The organism is Enterococcus sp. DIV0840 (assembly GCF_050527835.1).
GTDB lineage: Bacteria > Bacillota > Bacilli > Lactobacillales > Enterococcaceae > Enterococcus_L > Enterococcus_L ureasiticus.
Genome location: NZ_CP172876.1, coordinates 2,531,496 through 2,548,689, shown reverse-complemented (window position 1 = coordinate 2,548,689; position 17,194 = coordinate 2,531,496). Strand labels below are relative to the sequence as shown.

Annotated in this window: 18 protein-coding genes; 16 read left to right on the top strand and 2 right to left on the bottom strand. The window is 35.4% G+C overall.

All coding sequences use genetic code 11. The annotated features are described in order from the left end of the window. Positions 1-391: 391 nt before the first annotated feature. From IGL98_RS12185 to IGL98_RS12120, 14 genes are all read left to right on the top strand, one after another. Complete coding sequence (locus IGL98_RS12185; RefSeq protein ID WP_206846560.1) at positions 392-814, top strand: SRPBCC family protein; 423 nt, start codon at positions 392-394, stop codon at positions 812-814. Between the two features lie 201 nt (positions 815-1,015). Beyond that, a complete protein-coding gene (locus tag IGL98_RS12180; RefSeq protein WP_206846558.1) occupies positions 1,016-1,498 on the top strand; it encodes a hypothetical protein in 483 nt (160 codons plus the stop codon). 178 nt (positions 1,499-1,676) lie between these two features. After that, positions 1,677-1,913, top strand: a complete 237-nt coding sequence (locus IGL98_RS12175; protein WP_206846557.1) for a hypothetical protein — start codon at positions 1,677-1,679, stop codon at positions 1,911-1,913. Positions 1,914-2,004: 91 nt separating this feature from the next. Further along, entirely contained in the window at positions 2,005-2,514 is a 510-nt protein-coding gene (locus IGL98_RS12170) for an isoprenylcysteine carboxyl methyltransferase family protein (RefSeq protein ID WP_206846556.1), read from the top strand. 135 nt (positions 2,515-2,649) lie between these two features. Next, positions 2,650-4,110, top strand: a complete 1,461-nt coding sequence (locus tag IGL98_RS12165) for an amidase (RefSeq protein ID WP_206911718.1) — start codon at positions 2,650-2,652, stop codon at positions 4,108-4,110. Between the two features lie 9 nt (positions 4,111-4,119). Then, positions 4,120-4,965 (top strand): transporter substrate-binding domain-containing protein, encoded by an 846-nt coding sequence (locus IGL98_RS12160; RefSeq protein ID WP_206911717.1) that lies wholly within the window; start codon positions 4,120-4,122, stop codon positions 4,963-4,965. Beyond that, complete coding sequence (locus tag IGL98_RS12155) at positions 4,966-5,646, top strand: amino acid ABC transporter permease (protein ID WP_206846553.1); 681 nt, start codon at positions 4,966-4,968, stop codon at positions 5,644-5,646. Positions 5,647-5,805: 159 nt separating this feature from the next. Then, entirely contained in the window at positions 5,806-6,081 is a 276-nt protein-coding gene (locus IGL98_RS12150; RefSeq protein WP_206846552.1) for a hypothetical protein, read from the top strand. Positions 6,082-6,096: 15 nt separating this feature from the next. Continuing rightward, positions 6,097-6,285 carry a hypothetical protein gene (locus tag IGL98_RS12145; RefSeq protein ID WP_206846551.1) on the top strand — a complete coding sequence of 63 codons (189 nt, stop codon included), beginning with the start codon at positions 6,097-6,099 and terminating at the stop codon, positions 6,283-6,285. A 193-nt stretch (positions 6,286-6,478) separates the two neighbouring features. Next, positions 6,479-6,901 (top strand): helix-turn-helix domain-containing protein, encoded by a 423-nt coding sequence (locus IGL98_RS12140; RefSeq protein ID WP_206846550.1) that lies wholly within the window; start codon positions 6,479-6,481, stop codon positions 6,899-6,901. Between the two features lie 101 nt (positions 6,902-7,002). Then, positions 7,003-8,001 (top strand): LacI family DNA-binding transcriptional regulator, encoded by a 999-nt coding sequence (locus tag IGL98_RS12135; RefSeq protein WP_206846548.1) that lies wholly within the window; start codon positions 7,003-7,005, stop codon positions 7,999-8,001. 62 nt (positions 8,002-8,063) lie between these two features. Further along, positions 8,064-9,755 carry an alpha-amylase family glycosyl hydrolase gene (locus tag IGL98_RS12130; RefSeq protein WP_206846547.1) on the top strand — a complete coding sequence of 564 codons (1,692 nt, stop codon included), beginning with the start codon at positions 8,064-8,066 and terminating at the stop codon, positions 9,753-9,755. Next, entirely contained in the window at positions 9,745-11,193 is a 1,449-nt protein-coding gene (locus IGL98_RS12125; protein ID WP_206911716.1) for a PTS transporter subunit EIIC, read from the top strand. The genes IGL98_RS12130 and IGL98_RS12125 overlap by 11 nt, the downstream gene beginning before the upstream one ends. Continuing rightward, positions 11,177-12,658, top strand: a complete 1,482-nt coding sequence (locus IGL98_RS12120; protein ID WP_206846545.1) for a glycoside hydrolase family 32 protein — start codon at positions 11,177-11,179, stop codon at positions 12,656-12,658. Before IGL98_RS12125 ends, IGL98_RS12120 begins: the two co-directional genes overlap by 17 nt. A 122-nt stretch (positions 12,659-12,780) precedes the next feature. Here the strand turns inward: IGL98_RS12120 and IGL98_RS12115 are convergent, their stop codons facing one another. Continuing rightward, positions 12,781-14,301, bottom strand: coding sequence for an alpha/beta fold hydrolase (locus IGL98_RS12115; RefSeq protein WP_430605065.1), 1,521 nt, complete (start codon positions 14,299-14,301; stop codon positions 12,781-12,783). A gap of 27 nt (positions 14,302-14,328) precedes the next feature. Further along, entirely contained in the window at positions 14,329-14,787 is a 459-nt protein-coding gene (locus tag IGL98_RS12110) for a hypothetical protein (protein ID WP_206911714.1), read from the bottom strand. A 317-nt stretch (positions 14,788-15,104) separates the two neighbouring features. Here IGL98_RS12110 and IGL98_RS12105 point away from each other — a divergent pair, with 317 nt between their 5' ends. Together IGL98_RS12105 and IGL98_RS12100 are read left to right on the top strand one after the other, a co-directional pair. Continuing rightward, positions 15,105-16,031, top strand: a complete 927-nt coding sequence (locus IGL98_RS12105; protein WP_206911713.1) for a hypothetical protein — start codon at positions 15,105-15,107, stop codon at positions 16,029-16,031. A 197-nt stretch (positions 16,032-16,228) separates the two neighbouring features. Continuing rightward, positions 16,229-17,161: a DUF975 family protein gene (locus IGL98_RS12100; RefSeq protein ID WP_206911712.1), complete on the top strand. Its 933-nt coding sequence runs from the start codon at positions 16,229-16,231 to the stop codon at positions 17,159-17,161. Positions 17,162-17,194: the final 33 nt, after the last annotated feature.

Below are 17,194 nucleotides of genomic sequence, written 5' to 3'. Positions count from 1 at the left end.
ACTAAGGGCATTAAATAACACCAAAAACAGCTCCCTTATATATAAGAAAAAATACAAAAAATTTTTCAAAAGACTATTTTCACCCTCGAATGACAGCTATATAAAAGTGAAATCGTTCGTTTAAAAAGCCTGATTGGCATGATATACTTGTCATTTCAGGAAAATTATGATGGTAAGATATATCTTTGCCAAAGATTGAATCTCTTTGGTTAAGTACTATCGGATATGAGACGAGGTATTGCTGGTTTTAAACTAAATCGAAGTAACAAAAAATGAAACAGAGAATATAGCAGTACGCATAACACTATATTGATTCCGCTTACATGTTATACTATATACAGACTAATATACTAAAAAATCTCAACAATAAGATGCAAATGGAGGATTTACAATGAAACATATCAAAAAAGAATTCTTACTTAATTGTGCTCCCGAAAAGGCTTGGCAGCTTGTCGTAGATCGTAGCAAATATGAACGATGGGCGGCTGCTTTTCAAGCAGGATCAACCTATTCTGGTGAGATGAAATTGAACGAAACGATTTCATTTGTTGATGAGACAGGGAATGGCTTGGTTTCTAAAGTGGTCGTTTTTGAACCAGAAAAAGAAATCAAATTCGCATTCTTAGGAGAAGTTACAGATGGTAAGTATGTGGAAGTTCCTGAATTTGCAGAAATGCTTGAGCACTATCTATTTGAGCCTGTGGGCAATCAAACGAAAATGCTCGTGGATGTTGTAATGGATGATGAGTATTATGATATGATGAATGATTTATGGGATAAAGCAGGAACGGAACTGATAAGATTAAGCAATTGATGCATGAGAAGAGTTAAAACGATAAAAATTAAGACGAAAAATAAAAAAAGTAAGACAATGATCGAAAAAAACTGATTATTGTCCTACTTTTTTCAATTTAAGAGTACACAAAGCGCACTCAAACCTGTAGAATTAAAATAAGGTTTGCAACAGAGAGCCTAATAAGAATTTTAGGTTATACAAAGAAGGGATGAAATCCACATGAAAAAGAAAATCTATTTAGTCAGCGTTTCATTACTTTTACTAATCAGTTTTGTAACATTTACTGTCTATAACAAAACAAAAGCACAGTCTCAACATAACGAAGAAACAAAACTCAAAAACCAAAAACTAGACAAAGAATCAATTGAACATTTCAAGAAAAAATTAAGTGCGAAAAAAACAGAAGCCTTTTCAATTGACCTTAAAAATGCTGACGCTGAAACGATATACAAAACATTTAACGGACCAAATACAGACGAAATTATCAATCTTGTAGAAATGGATCATGATGATTCAGATCGAATTTTAGTATCTCAAGATGGGACGATAGTAACAGGGCAAATAGGTATAGATGAGAACGGTACGAAAGTCGATTCTAATACAGATAAAAATAGTATAACGGTTAAAGAGTTTAAAGACTTAATTCTATTACACAAACAAAAGATCGATGAATTATCGGCTCAAAATAGTCCAATAGAATAGTTTAGGTTGTAAGACCTAAGCCCTTCTCACTACATTCTAAAATAATTGAAGTAAGTCTTAAAAGGAGCGTTACGAAAAAGGGTGGTAACTATATGAAAAAGAAAAACGTAAAAAAACAACTGATGATTTGTTCACTTTACATACTAGTTCCCCTAGTCTTAGGAGCCTTAGCAAGCATATGGATCAAACTATCGATTTTAACTATTACAGCTATTATCTATGGCATCATGTTAGTTTTTATGATTCCGTCAGATGTTTTTTCAGTAGCACGCTAGATTATAATATCAAATCTGTTAACCCAAGCTACAAGCATGAGACACCAGATTTTATCGGTGGCACTAGACAACAGCTGCTTCATTTTGGTGTCGTTGCGATGTCTTTCATTATTTGTTTATTGCTTAGTTTAACAATGTAATTGAAATATTGAGTAAAAAAAGTAATGTCAAGAAACCAGATTCATGTTTGATAAGACCTGAATCAACAAAAATTAGTAAGGAGGATGATTGATGGATAAAAGTTTGTATATGTTATTTTTTATTATAGCGGTATTTAGAATAGTTGTGCTTTTTATTTCCAAACGTCATGAAAAAAAATTAATTGATACAGGTGCTAAAGAGTACGGCCAAAAGGTATCAAAACTATTAGCTATTTTGCACACCTTGTTTTATTTTAGTGCTTTTTTTGAGGGGATTATCAAAGGCGTTAAGATGGATGTAATCAGCTATATTGGCATGTTTCTTTTACTTGTTTCATTTATAGCCTTAATCGTAGTCATCAAGTCTTTAGGGAAATATTGGACAGTTAAACTTGTCATTGCCGAAAATCATGAATTAAATACGAATTGGTTGTTTAAATATATCAAACACCCAAATTATTTTTTAAACATAATTCCCGAATTAGTCGGCGTAGCGTTATTATTTCATGCGTGGATCACATTCTTAGTTTTCATCGTTCCGTATAGTATTTGTTTGTATTTAAGAATCAAAGAAGAAAATAAACTATTGTCTTCACTCTAAACAAGATGACAAAACATATAAGGGTATCCCGTTTTAACTTCAGCCGCTTTCATGAAAAAAAGACCCAAGCAAAATCAACATAAGAATCCAACAATACCTGTATAATAAAATCATCGGGATATAAGGGGGATGATCATGAAAGACGGCTTGTACTATGCAACACAATTTCGAGAGAAAAAACTGAGTGTGATAGAATGGATCGATGCTCGAGCGCAACAAGTAAAGAAGCTAAATCCTGAACTAAATGCATTTGTCGATTGGGATGTAAAAGCAGCGAAAAAACAATACGAAGCTAGAGGAGCAGAAACTGGTCCTTTTTTTGGCTTACCTATTCCTTTAAAAATGCTAGGTCAAGACAAAGCAGGAATGAAATCTTCATCTGGTTCTCGTTTATTTAAAGAAAATCGTGCCGCTTCTACGGATAACTTTGTCAAAGGCTTGGAACGATTAGGCTTCATCCCTTTAGGAAAAACGAATGCTCCTGAGTTTGGTTTTAAAAATATTTCTGATCCAGCTATTTATGGACCTGCTAGAAATCCGTGGAATCTTGATCATTCACCTGGTGGCTCAAGTGGAGGTGCGGCAGCAGCAGTAGCTAGTGGTCTTTTTCCAATTGCTGGAGCAAGTGATGGCGGTGGTTCGATTCGGATTCCAGCATCTTTTAGTGGGTTGGTTGGTCTAAAACCAACACGGGGCAGTATGCCAGTTGGTCCTAATGGTTGGCGTGGTTGGCAAGGAGCTTCGATCGATTTTGCTTTAACTGTTTCTATGAGAGATACGGAGACACTATTCTATCATTTACGTGGAACAGAAAAAGCTGCACCGTATCTAGCTCCAAAAGCAGAGTGGACTCATCAATCAGCTTCAGAGAAAAAGGTATTGAAAATTGCGTTTCTAACAGAATCTCCGGTTGGGACATCTGTTTCAGCTGAGGCGATAAAAGCAATTCGTAATGCAACAACCTTTTTAGAACAACAAGGACATGAAGTAACTGAAATTCCTTATCCTGTGAACGGTCGTCAATTGATCGATAGCTATTATCTAATGAATGGCGCAGAAACGGCTGCAATGTTTGAAGAGATACAACAGGGATTTCAAAGAATGCTTACTAAGTCAGACATGGAATTGATGACTTGGGGGATTTACCAATATGGATTACGTTTACCAGCAAGCCAGTATACACGATCGCTTCAACTGTGGGATCAAGCGGCGTATAAGATGGAGCAATTATTTGATAGCTATGATTTACTATTAACACCGACCACAGCAGATATCGCCCCAAAAATCGATGCTGAGTTGCAAAGTGATCAAATCCGCAAAGACTTAGCACAGGCAGAATCCTTATCTGTATTACAGTTACAAGACTTAGTTTATGATATGTTTGAAAAGAGCTTGGCAATTACACCTTTTACCCAGCTTGCAAATTTAACAGGACAACCAGCCATTAGTTTGCCTACTCATATAGCTGAATCAGGTTTACCGCTAGGCATTCAATTTATGGCATCAAAAGGCAGAGAAGATCTCTTGTTCCAAGTTGGCAAGTTATTTGAGCAAGAACAGAAATTCTTATTACCAAAATTTTATCGTGAATCATAGGAGGTTCAAATGAAGAAGATATTTTTTAGTTTTAGTATTGTTGCATTGATTTTAGTGTTAGTCGCTTGTGGTGGACCAAAAGATAAGACGGCTGGAAAAGATGAAAGCTGGAAAAAAGTAGAGGATGCAAAGAAATTAACCGTTGCGACCTCAGGAACGCTATTCCCCTCTTCTTATTATAATGATGAAAATAAATTAACGGGGTATGATGTAGACGTGATCAAAGAAGTTGCTAAGCGTTTAGACCTCGATGTTGTGTTTAAAGAATACAATGTCGATGGGCAAATCACTTCAGTGGATAAAGGGGAATCAGATTTAGCGGCCAATGATTTTGGTTTATCGGGGGATAGAGGAAAAAAATTCATCTTATCATCTCCAATCAAGTATTCGTTTGACAGTATGATCGTTCGAAAAAGTGATGATTCTGGGATTGCTTCTCTTGAAGATTTAAAAGGCAAAAAAGCCGCTGGAGAGCCAAATACGAACTACATGAAAATAGCCGAAAAATATGGGGCAAAATTGGTATCCTACGATAATGCGACAAACGATCAATACTTAACAGATGTTGCCAATGGTCGGACGGATGTCATTTTGAACGACTATTATTTACAGAAAATGTCTGTAGGTGCGTTACCAGATATTCCAGTGAAAATTTTAGAGGATGTCTATTTTAATGCAAACTTTACTGGATTTTTAATGAAAAAAGACAGTGTAGCATTAAGCAAAAAAATTGATGGCGCATTAAAAGAGATACAAGAGGATGGAACCATGAAAAAAATCTCTGAGAAGTATTTCCAAACAGATGTTTCTGTTGAGCCGAAAGAAAAAGTGACAGAAAGTGTTTCAGCAGAATAGATGTATATACCAAAAATTGATTTTCAATTAATGATTGATTCTATTCCGTTTATTCTAACTGGTTTGCCTTATACGATTGGGATCAGCTTAGTGACGTTTTTGATGGGAAATATTCTTGGTATTCTTTTGACCGTATTAGGGATGCTGCCGTCGAAAGTGGTCAGAGGGTTTGTGCGTCTTTATATTTCCTTTTTACGAGGAGTTCCAGGTTTGGTCTTGTTGTTTCTTTTGTATTTTGGTTTGCCTTATCAATTAAGTGCATTAACGGCAGCGTGTATTTGTTTTAGTTTGACGAGCAGCGCCTTTATTGCCGAAATCTATCGAGGGTCGATCGCAGGAGTGGAAGCAGGGCAATGGGATGCGGCTTATGCGTTAGGGTTGCCGTTTGGAAAAGTGATGCGTAAAATTATTTTGCCGCAAGCATTTCGGATTTCGATTCCTGCTTTAGGAAATGTTGCGATGGATTTGTTAAAAGGCACGTCATTAGCTGCAATGATCACGATTCCTGATATTTTTCAAAAAGCAAAAATTGTTGGTGGAAGAACCTTTGACTATATGTCGATGTATATTTTGGTGGCCGTTATTTATTGGCTGCTTTGTGTGGCGATCGGCTGGGGACAAGGTTGGTTAGAGCGACATTATATCGAGCGTTATAAGGGAAAACCTGAAGTACGAGTGTAAAATATTCTGTGTAAGTAGCTAGTATTAGAGGAGCTGCTTATACAGTTTTTATTTTTGCTTGAAAGGAAAACGGGAATGACTAATTATTGTTCGTTTATTTTAAAAAAGCGAGTATAATAAACAGTATAGAAATTTAATTGAGGTAGGAATGATATTGAAATGGCTTTGATCTTATATTTATTATTAGGCATAATATTTGCGAATGGAATTCCTCATTTTGTTAAAGGGATCACGGCACAAGAGTGGGATGTACCATGGGAAAAGCCTGCAAAAGCTACGACAAATGTGTTATGGGGCGTGACGAATTGGTTGATCACAGTGCTTTTATGGGCTATTTTTGAACCAGTTTTGACTATTTTAGGCGTAATCATGTTCTTTATCGGCATGGCAATTACAGGTTATTTACTTGCATTACATTGGTCAAAAAAAGAATAGAAAGTTGGAAGAATAATGGATATGAAAGAAATAAAAGAGACAAGTCAATTTTTAGTTACGGAATATAAAGATAGTCTTATGAATGGATTTGTTGAAACACCTAGTCAGTTTATGATGCGTATGAATGTAGAGCCAAAAGTTGAAAATTACGTACGTCCTTTATTAAATCAGGTAGAAGAAGAATATAAAAACAGTCAAAAATAACTGAGCTCAAAAGTGGTTTTCATAAATTATCTGTCTTGATGTTTTAGGAAAGTACTCTTGTATTTCGAATAGTCTTAAAAGTTATAGAACCCGCTATTTTAAAGGTGCCAATTTATTTTGCTTGCTTTAGTGCAAGCTTTTTTTGCGTGATTTTTTCCTCTTTTTACGTGATAATAAATGTGAGGTGATCAAAATGACAATTGGTGAAATTTTAAAAGAAAAGAGAGAACAGCTTGGCTATACTCAAAAAGAAGTGGCTCAAAAATTATATGTATCTAGACAAACAATTTCTAATTGGGAAATTGGAAAAACGTATCCAGATATAGAAAAATTATTGAATCTAAGTGATTTTTATGATGTTTCTTTGGATGAATTAATTAAAGAGGATTACAGAATGGTTGATAAGCTAAAAAAAGATACATACGAGCAGAAAATTCGAGTATATGGCTTTTTATCAGAACAACTATCCGCTATGATCCTTGGTTCAATTCTTACTTGTATCTTTTTCGGCGTCCATTTTTCAACGACAGTTCAAATTATTCTTATTGTGATGACACTTGGTTGTTTTGTTTTTCTTTTATGGCGGACTGGACTTTTTGAAAAACTGCTAAAGTAAGAAGTTATCGACGCTGATCTGTTTGTCTTTCATTTTGGCATTGACAAAAATAAGAATGTATTTTATATTTATGATATCGATATCACACGAAGGAGAAAAAGATGGCCACAATCAAAGATGTTGCAAAAAAAGCTGGTTTATCGGTTTCGACAGTTTCTCGTTTTTTAAACCATCATCCATATATTTCTGATGATAAAAAAGAACGAATCCAAAAAGCAATGGATGAACTAAACTATGCACCGAGTGCGATAGCGACACAACTTCGCTCAAAAAAATGTACGACGATCGGTGTGCTGATTTCAAGAATCACCAATCCATTTTTTTCTTATTTAGTCGATGCAATCGAAAAGCAAGCTAAAGAACAGGGCTATCAGTTGTTGATCATGCAAACATATGATGATCCAAAAGCAGAGCTGAAAATGCTAGAGTATCTAAAACAACAAGTTGTCGCTGGTGTAATTATGACATCCATTGAAAGCGATTCACAAGTGATTGAAAACTATTCGAAATATGGTCCAATCGTATTGTGCAATGAAAAACTTGAAGGAACAAATATTCCAAACATTTCGACCAATCAAGAAGAGATCAGTTATGAAGCAACTAATTATCTCGTTCAAAAAGGCTACCGTAAAATCGCCTATTGTACTGGCGGGAATTTAACCATAGGCGGACATGGGCAGCGACGAACCAAAGGTTTTGAACGGGCACTTTCTGAACATGATTTGTCGATCAAAAATAAGTGGATCTTCAAACAAGTCCATAACATGGATGACGGTCGAAAAGTAGCGAGAGAAATACTCGCTTTACCTAAAAATGACAGACCAGATGCTGTGTTTAGTGGTAGTGATGAAGTTGGTATTGGGATCATCCAAGAAGTGCTTCAGCAAGGATTACGGGTACCAGAAGATTTGGCGGTATTAGGTTTCGATAATCAACCGAGTACGAGTATTATTGCCGTTCCTCTAACTACGATCAATCAGCCAACAACGGCATTAGGAATCGAAGCAACGAAATTAATGGTTGCTCTGATCGAAGGCGCAACCTATGAAGTAAATACAAAAGAACTTATTTTATCATTAATTGAGCGTAAATCCACGTAGGTGGATTTATTCTTATGACGATATGATATCGATACCACAATTGGTGAAAGGATGAATAAATAGTGAGTGTAGAGAACAAAGACAAAAAATGGTGGGAAAAAGAAGTGATTTATCAGATTTATCCCAAAAGTTTTAAGGATTCAAACAATGATGGAATCGGTGATATTCAAGGGATTCAAGAAAAGTTACCTTATTTAAAAGAGTTAGGGATCACAACGATTTGGATTTGCCCAATTTTTACTTCACCGATGGTCGATAATGGGTATGATATTTCTGATTTTGAAGGAATCAATCCAGAATTTGGCACAATGGCAGACTTTGATCGTTTACTAAAAGAGACCAATCAATTAGGGATAAAAGTGATTTTAGATTTAGTTATCAATCATACGTCAGATGAGCACCCGTGGTTCCAAGCCGCATTAAAAGACAAAGAAAGCCCCTATCGAGCTTATTACATTTTTAAAGAAGGAAAAACAGAACCCAATAATTGGCGGTCGATTTTTGGCGGTTCTGTTTGGGAAAAACTTCCAAACGAGGATATGTATTATTTTCACGCATTTGATAAAAAACAACCTGATCTAAACTGGGAGAATAAAGCCTTGCGCCAAGAGTTGTACGGGATGATCAATCGCTGGTTAGAAAAAGGCATTGCAGGATTTAGGATCGATTCGATTACCTTTATCAAAAAAGACCAAGACTTTGCTAGTTTACCAGCTGACGGGGTAGATGGTTTAGCATCATGTAAAAGTAAAACACGAAATCGTCCTGGTATTGAAGTATTTTTAAATGAACTGAAAAAAGAGACGTTTGAAAAATATAACTGTGTAACAGTGGGAGAAGCGCCTGGTGTCCCTTATGAAGAATACGGTGATTTTATTGGAGATGATGGTTATTTTTCAATGATTTTCGATTTTAACTATTCTGATATCGATGTTGAATCTGGTTCAGATTGGTTTAAACGGACGAATTGGACGACGAAGGAATTCAAAGAAAAATTAAAACGATCGCAAGAAGTATTACAGAAGAATGGTTGGGGGGCTAATTTTATTGAAAACCACGATCAACCACGTGCTGTCTCTAAATTTATCAAGCCTGATTATCAAACAGATGAAGCAGCGAAAGCAATAGGGATGCTGTATTTCTTTTTAAGAGGGACGCCATTTATCTATCAAGCACAAGAATTAGGAATGCAAAATGCTGAACGAAAAACGATCGATCAATTCAATGATATTTCAAGTATCGACAATTATTATCGTTCGATTCAAGAAGGATTTACACCAGAAGAAGCGATGACATTTGTGAATCAGCGTAGCCGAGATAATACACGTACGCCATTTCCTTGGGATGACAGTCAATACGGCGGTTTTTCAAAGACAACGCCATGGTTAGCGATGACAGAAGAAAATCCAAGTCGAAATGCACAGAAAAATCAGGTGCTAAATCATTATAAACAGATGATCGGACTGAGACAGTTTGGCGCAGTAAGTGAGGTTCTAACGAATGGTACTATTACTTTCCTAGAAAATGTACCAGACAATGTGATTGCGTATAAACGTACTTTAAATGAAGTAGAAGTCTACTGTTATACGAATTTAAGTGAGACGCAAGAAATGATTTCACTGGAAGGAGAGAACATTCAGATTCTTTTAAATTCTCATGATGATCTATCAAGTGAAGCAAATGAATTAGCGCTACATCCTTATCAAAGTATTTTATTTAAAAAAATCAACGAGGTGAGTGACAATGGCAATTAATTATCAACTAATCGGGGAAGAAATCATAAACGTTGTCGGGAAAGAGAACATTACAGGAATTACCCACTGTGCGACACGTTTACGCTTAGAAGTGAAAGACCGTGAAGCAATCGATGATAAAAAAATTGAAAAAATCGATCAAGTAAAAGGTGTCTTTTTCAATGCTGGACAATATCAGATTATTCTAGGTACGGGAATCGTCAATAAAGTTTATGATTCTTTGGTTCAAAACAACAATGAATTATTAGAAAAGCAGACGTCTTTAGAAGAAATGAAAAAACCAAGTAATCCAATTAAGTATGCGATTCGGACACTTTCTGATATTTTTGTACCCATTATTCCAGGAATCGTTGCAACGGGGTTATTTTTAGGACTAAAAGGGGTCTTTTTAAACGAAAGTGTTCTTTCTTTTTTTGGAACATCAACAGATAAGATCCCCGAATTTGTCTTGGTTCTTTTAAGTGTTTTGACGGATACGGTATTTGCCTTTTTACCAGCGTTGATTTGTTGGTCGGCCTTTAAGAAATTTGGTGGAACACCGATCATAGGTTTTGTGATCGGGTTGATGTTAGTGTCACCAATGTTGCCGAATGCTTATTCTGTGGCGGATATCAATAGTGGCGTTGAACCTTTGATGGCATTTGGTTTTATTCCAATCCTAGGTTACCAAGGAAGTGTGTTGACGGCATTAGTGATTGGTCTTTTAGGCGCAAAATTAGAAAAGATTCTACGTAGAAAAATGCCGAATTCTTTGGATTTGATGTTTACTCCTTTTGTGGTTATTTTGGTTATGCTGTTAACTGGGTTATTGGTATTAGGCCCAATCTTGCACTTTGTCGAAAATGGTTTGGTTTACTTGATTACTGGCTTGATCAAATTACCTTTTGGGATTGGTGGTTTGTTGATTGGATTTTTATATCCATTAGCGGTTATGACCGGAATGCATCATCTATTTATCATGATCGAAACAAGTTTACTTGCAACAACGGGGTTCAATCCATTGATTACATTGTGTGCGATGTATGGATTTGCTAATGCTGCTGTGAGTTTTGCAATCAGTGTGAAGGCGAAAGATAAGAATGTGAAAGTTATCGGAACCAGTGCAGGCGTGACACAGCTTTTAGGAGTAAGTGAGCCAGCTTTATTCGGGATAACGATTCGTTATGGTACAAAACCGTTAGGCATTATGTTAGGGTGTTCTGCATTAGGTGGAGCTGTTTTGTCTTTATTAAATGTGCAAGCGAATTCATACGGTTTAGCAGTGATTTTATCACCAGTGATGTACATTTATAGCTCGTATCAATTAGTGACCTATATTATTGTTGGCATTTGTATTTTCATCTTATCCTTTGTTTTGACGTATCTGTTTGGTGTACCCAAAGAAGTGATGATGTCAGCTGATGAGTATTTAGGAAAGAACAATGAGCTGGACAAATGAACAACGATATCGCCCAATAACAGATGCTAAAGATGAAGAATTAGAACAATTAGAAGCGGAAGTGGCAAAAAGTACCTGGCGGCAAAAGTACCATATTCAACCCAATTACGGATTACTCAATGATCCAAATGGATTTTGCTATTATAATGGAAAGTATCATTTATTTTATCAATGGTTCCCATTTGGTGCCGTTCATGGGATGAAACATTGGTATCATTTAACGAGTACTGATTTGATCGAGTGGAAAGATGAAGGCGTTGCCTTGATACCGGAATATCGACATGAATCACATGGAATTTTTTCGGGAACAGCTTTAGTAAAAGAGGATCAGCTATATTTATTTTATACGGGAAATCATCGGAATTCAGATTGGGAACGGCGATCTTCTCAATGCTTAGCGGTACTTTCAAGCGATGGTACAATAGAAAAAATGCCTGAACCGATCATTAGTGAACCGCCTAAAAAATATACACACAATTTTAGAGATCCTAAAGTTTTCAAAAAAGGGGATCGTTATTACATGTTAGTCGGTGCGCAAAGAGAGGCCTTAGAAGGTTGTTTATTATTATATATGTCAGATGATTTAAAGAAATGGCAATTTAAACAGGAACTAAAAACCAATCATGAATCATTTGGTTTTATGTGGGAATGTCCTGATTACTTTTCACTGCAAGGAAAAGATGTGTTGTTACTTTCCCCACAAGGGTTAAAGCCTCAAGGTAATGATTTTCAAAATATCTATCATTCAGGGGTTTTTATTGGTGAATTCAATGAAGAGAAAGGCGTTTTTGATACACAAGACTTTCAAGAGTTGGACAAAGGCTTTGATTTTTATGCACCGCAAACAACTCAAGCACCTGATGGTCGGCAAATTCTGATTGGGTGGATGGGCTTACCGGATACGATTTACCCCTCTGATGGGGATAGCTGGGCGAATTGTTTGACGATACCAAGAGAACTATCTATAAAAAACGGAAAAATCCAGCAAAAACCAATCCGTGAATTAAAGCAAAAACGAACGAGTGAAAATCACCAGCATCTAGAAATAGCCAATGACCGACAACGATTGACAACCCTCTTTTCTGAACCTGGGGAATACCAAATTACGATAAATTTGGAAGCTGCAACTCGAGCAGGGATTGCGTTTAGAGTTGGTGAAGAAGAGGAAACAATCTGTTTATTGGATAAAACAGCTGAATACTTTTGCTTAGATCGTACACATTCTGGACAACCTGTGGCGACTGATTATGGCACAGTTAGAAAAATTGCGTATAATCAATCAGTCATTCATCTAACTGTTTTTTTAGATCAGTCATCGCTAGAAATTTTTGTTAATGATGGCGAGGCTGTATTTTCTAGTCGGATTTTTCCAGAAAAGGACAGCCGTTTTATTGAAATATTTGCAGAAAATGGAGTAGCTCAAATCGAAATAAAACAATGGCTTTATGAGGAAGAAAATAAATGAAATAGGCGCCGTAGAATGTTTAAAAATCCCCAAAACAGCAAAGAGCGCTGCAGAACTAACAATAGTTTTGCAGTGCTCTTTAACTTTAAAAAAATATGTTTTAGGATAACAGAGTACTTCTGTTAATTAGAAACTAAAACAACTGAAGCACTAGTATTTCCTTTAATATCTTTATTAATCATGTGTAAAATAGTACCCGTTTGTTGTTTAGGAATCGTTAAACTAAAATTACCGTTGCTATCTGTAGAACTTTCTAGGATCATTTCACTATTTGCTGAAAGGATTTGAACAAGGGTTTCTGGTTCTCCCTGTCCCTTAATCAGCGTTTCTTCAGAATTATTTACGATCTCGCTTACTTTAACTTGTTCCGGGGCTGTTTTATCTGCATTTATTAGTTTTACATTGGATAAATGCATGATCGTACTTGTACGTCCAAATAGGCTGTAGTAAGTCATTTCTGAACCCAAGATGATCTTTTTTGGACCAGTAGTTTGAGGTGTAAAAGCCATTTTTTTGTTGATTATATTTTTTGATGTTTGCTTTTCTTGTTTGAGTGTTTGATCAAAACCATATTTAATTACTTGCTGACTATATTCCGTTGGATTTGGATTATAAGAGTCAAAACTCAGTTCATAAGGTTGACCTTTTAAGAGAGAGACTTCTTGTGCTACATAAGCAGCAGAACCTTTCCATTTTTTGTAGAATTTTAATCCATTATGATCTGTAGAAAGAGTCGAAATAATGTCTTTTTTATATCTGCTTAAGACAAATTCATAAGGAGTAGATTCAGTAATAGAATTAAAATTGATGCCGTCATTACTCAATTGCCAAGCATTAAAACTTGTTTGCGCTTCGTTTCGTTTGAATTCAGGATTAATCAGTAGGTTTTTATCTTCAGCAAGTTGTGGACGCAATGTTTTTATCTGACTGACTGTCCCTAAAAATGAGCGTACTTTTTCTTTATAAACAGTGCCGCCGACTTGTAAATTTAGCGAGTGACCGGCATCTGGAATTGCCAATTGTTCTTTATAACCTAAAGCAGCTGTGAATAGTTTGTCTTTAGCAACTGGTGGGATAAACCAATCTGCTGTACCGTGGATAAAAAGTTTAGGAACATTCGATTTTGAAACGGCATCAAGAGGCGAAATAGAAAATAAGTCGATTTTCAGAATAGGTTTTACAAACTCGTTATTAAGTGCGTCAATCAATTCATTTTCACAATTGTACCAATCAATTTGATTAACTAAAGGAATATATTGCAGTTTAGATGTAAGCAGGCGCATAACATCTCGTGCTTGTTGTTCTATAGAATAATAACCGCAATCTTCAATGATGGCTTCTACATTCGGATGAGGTGTTTCTTGTGACATCATAACAGTTGCGGCTCCCATTGAAACACCAAATAGCAAGAATTTTTGATTTGGTTTTGTCTCTAATTCTTGATTGATCCAAGCATTGATATCGTTTCTTTCATAAACGCCAAAAGTAATATAGCTGCCTTCACTTTTTCCATGTGAGCGAGCATCTGGAATGATGACATTGTAACCTAGCTCGTAAAGAAACTCTGCTTCCATCATGAGATTCATAGGATTAGAGCGATAGCCGTGCTGAACAACGGCTGTTTTGTCAGATTGGTTATCTATATAGTAAGAATGTAGCTTTAAATTTGTTTAAGTTGGTTCATCAAAAACTGTGAGGAATCGATCACTCTTACCAGCAACATTCTCAAACCAAGCACTTGTCTCACTAGTTCCCGTTAATCCGGCCAAATCAGAAATCATCGTATTGTCTCTTCTGATGGTAACATCGAAAACTAAAGAAGCAATCAATTTATTTAGTGTAGAGCCAAAATTACGTGCATTTGGATTTGAGTTCTTAGTTAGATATTGTTCGATTTGATCAACAATTTCCTGTTCTTTTTGCGGTAATTGTTCTCTTTCTGCTGATGTTTTTGCTTCAAAGGGTGCATTTTGTTGTTCTTGAACCATATTTCTATTCGTAAAGTTCAGCTGATTGTTCGCTTCGTCTGGCTCTCCGATAACCAGAATATTTTCGTTGGCATCTACATTAGTTGGAAATAGAAAACTAAGTAAAAGTAACCCAACAATAAATTTCGTACTCTTTTTCATTTCTCATCGTACCCTTTCTATAAATCCATAATAAGTAATAACTAATAGTATAATATACTGTACAAAAAAGTCAATAAAACATTCTGATAAAATAATTTAATAAAAAAATTATATGATATGAATTACAAGGTAGTATTTGTTTATATGGTAAAGAAAATGTTTAGTAAGGTTTGATGTTTTATAGAACGAGAAACCTCATTTTGTAAAAATATATAGACTTAAATACATTTATTCGATAGTATAAATACATATGTAATTTTATTTATAAAAAAGTATAATTTGCATATAAAGTTTTTTAATTAAGGAGGAGTTATAGGGTGAAAAAATCAGTAAAATCATCAATGATTGTGTTGGCGTTAGGTTTGGGGTTATCAATTGGAACATCTGAAGAAGTAGAAGCGATGTATGAGTCACCTTATTCCTATTTTAATGATTATGGAATAAGACAGGCAGGATTTTCTGGTGTAAACGAAATCTATTCCAATCGTTACCGAGTTGAGGTGGACAAGCTACGTGAAGATCATGAAAACGGCTTGATCACTGATGATGAATTTGATAAATTATTTGAACAACTGGACGAGGCGAATGAAAAGAATTTACTTGAAAGGGAAACATTTTTTAATACGTATGGATTACTAAAAAAAGCGGACATGAAAAATATGACCCATTTCGACACGGATTTTGAAGATTATTCTTCTCTTGCCGGATTCGAAAAAATGACAGCCTTAGAACAAATTCAAGGAGAAGGCGGGAACTTCAATAGCTTTAGAGAATTGGGAGAATTAAAAAAATTGAAAACAGTTATGTTGGAAGCGAATAACCAACTAACATTAAATAGTTTTAAAAATTTAACTGACTTGGAAACAATTATTTTGAGGTTTGATGGATTCGAAAATGATGATGAAAGTCGAATTGGAGAATATACCCAAGCGTTAACAACAGATATTTCTGCATTATCTAACTTGGATAAATTAAAAGAATTAAGAATCAGTGCTAGAGGAAGAATGGCAACGATCACTTTAAAAAAAGGGACATCATCCTATCAATTATTTGATCCAATCGTACCATCAAAACAATTTGATGGTGCCCAAATGAAGTATTATTCAAACATTACAAGTAACGAATCATTGGAATGGAACAATTTAACAGGGGCTGAAAAATACTTAAAATTTAGCTGGCGCATAGAAAAAGGAAGAGATATCTCTTATACCGGAGACGGTCAAATTCCGATTCGTTGGAAGTAGCAAAATAGGCAAGAAAAACTCACTGGAATGTTGTAGTGAGTTTTTCCATTTCATTCACTAATTCTCATAAATTTCGGTAATAATCCAAGGAATTGAGTAGTTTTACTAATGAATTAAGAGGTATAATTAAAAAAGCGACAAAAGACATAGTAACGACTCTAAAGAATTTGTCTAATGACATTAAAAGGAGCGAAAACATGATTCGAAGTGAATTAAAAAAGAAAGCCCAGGCTCATCTGCACGGTCACTACGGAAGCTGGAGTTTGATTGCACTAATCCCTTGTGCGGCTTTATTTATCTATTTTTTTTCTATAATGGTGCTTTTTCAATCATCAGCAGACATTGTAGATCAATCAAATGATTATAGATCTTGGCAAGAGGATTACTCTGAAAAATCTAACCGTTTCAATAATGACTATGAAAGTGGCTATGATGATGGTTATTCAGATGGCTATGACGACGGTTTTTATGAAGATGATTCTTATGGTAAAGACAACTACAATGAAAAAAATCTCGATTCTTTGGCAAATAGTCCAGCAGTATCGTTGAAAAATACGGAGCGGACAATTACCTATACGCAGACATCCACTATGGGAGCAGGAATTAGCGGTTTTATTGGGTTTTTAGTTGGGACGATGTTATTACTTGTTACGATTTTGTATCGTGGATTAGTTCAGTGGGCAGCCGTGGATAATGTGGAAGGACGTGCTTTTAGTCTTAAAACAGTCTTTGTCTCATTCATTAGAGAGAACGGTAAAAGAACGGTAATTGCCAACATCTTAGTGGCATTATACACCTTTTTATGGTCATTATTGTTGGTTATTCCTGGTGTTATCAAGCAGTTATCATATGGTATGACGAATTATTTATTGAAAAAAGATCCAGAACTAACACCCAAAGAAGCGATGGAACTTAGCCAAGTACTGATGAAAGGGTATAAGTTGGAGTATTTGATTTTTTCTTATTCCTTTATCTTTTGGCAGTTTGCCACATTATTTAGTTTTGGTTTAGCTAGCGTTTATGTTATTCCTTATTATGGCGTATCAGAAGTACTATTTTTTGATCAAATCATTGCGGAAAAACATCATTTATTTTCTCAAGAAAAAGAAGCAGGATTTGCCGATTTTTAATTGAATTGAATAAAAAAGTGTGAAAACCTATAA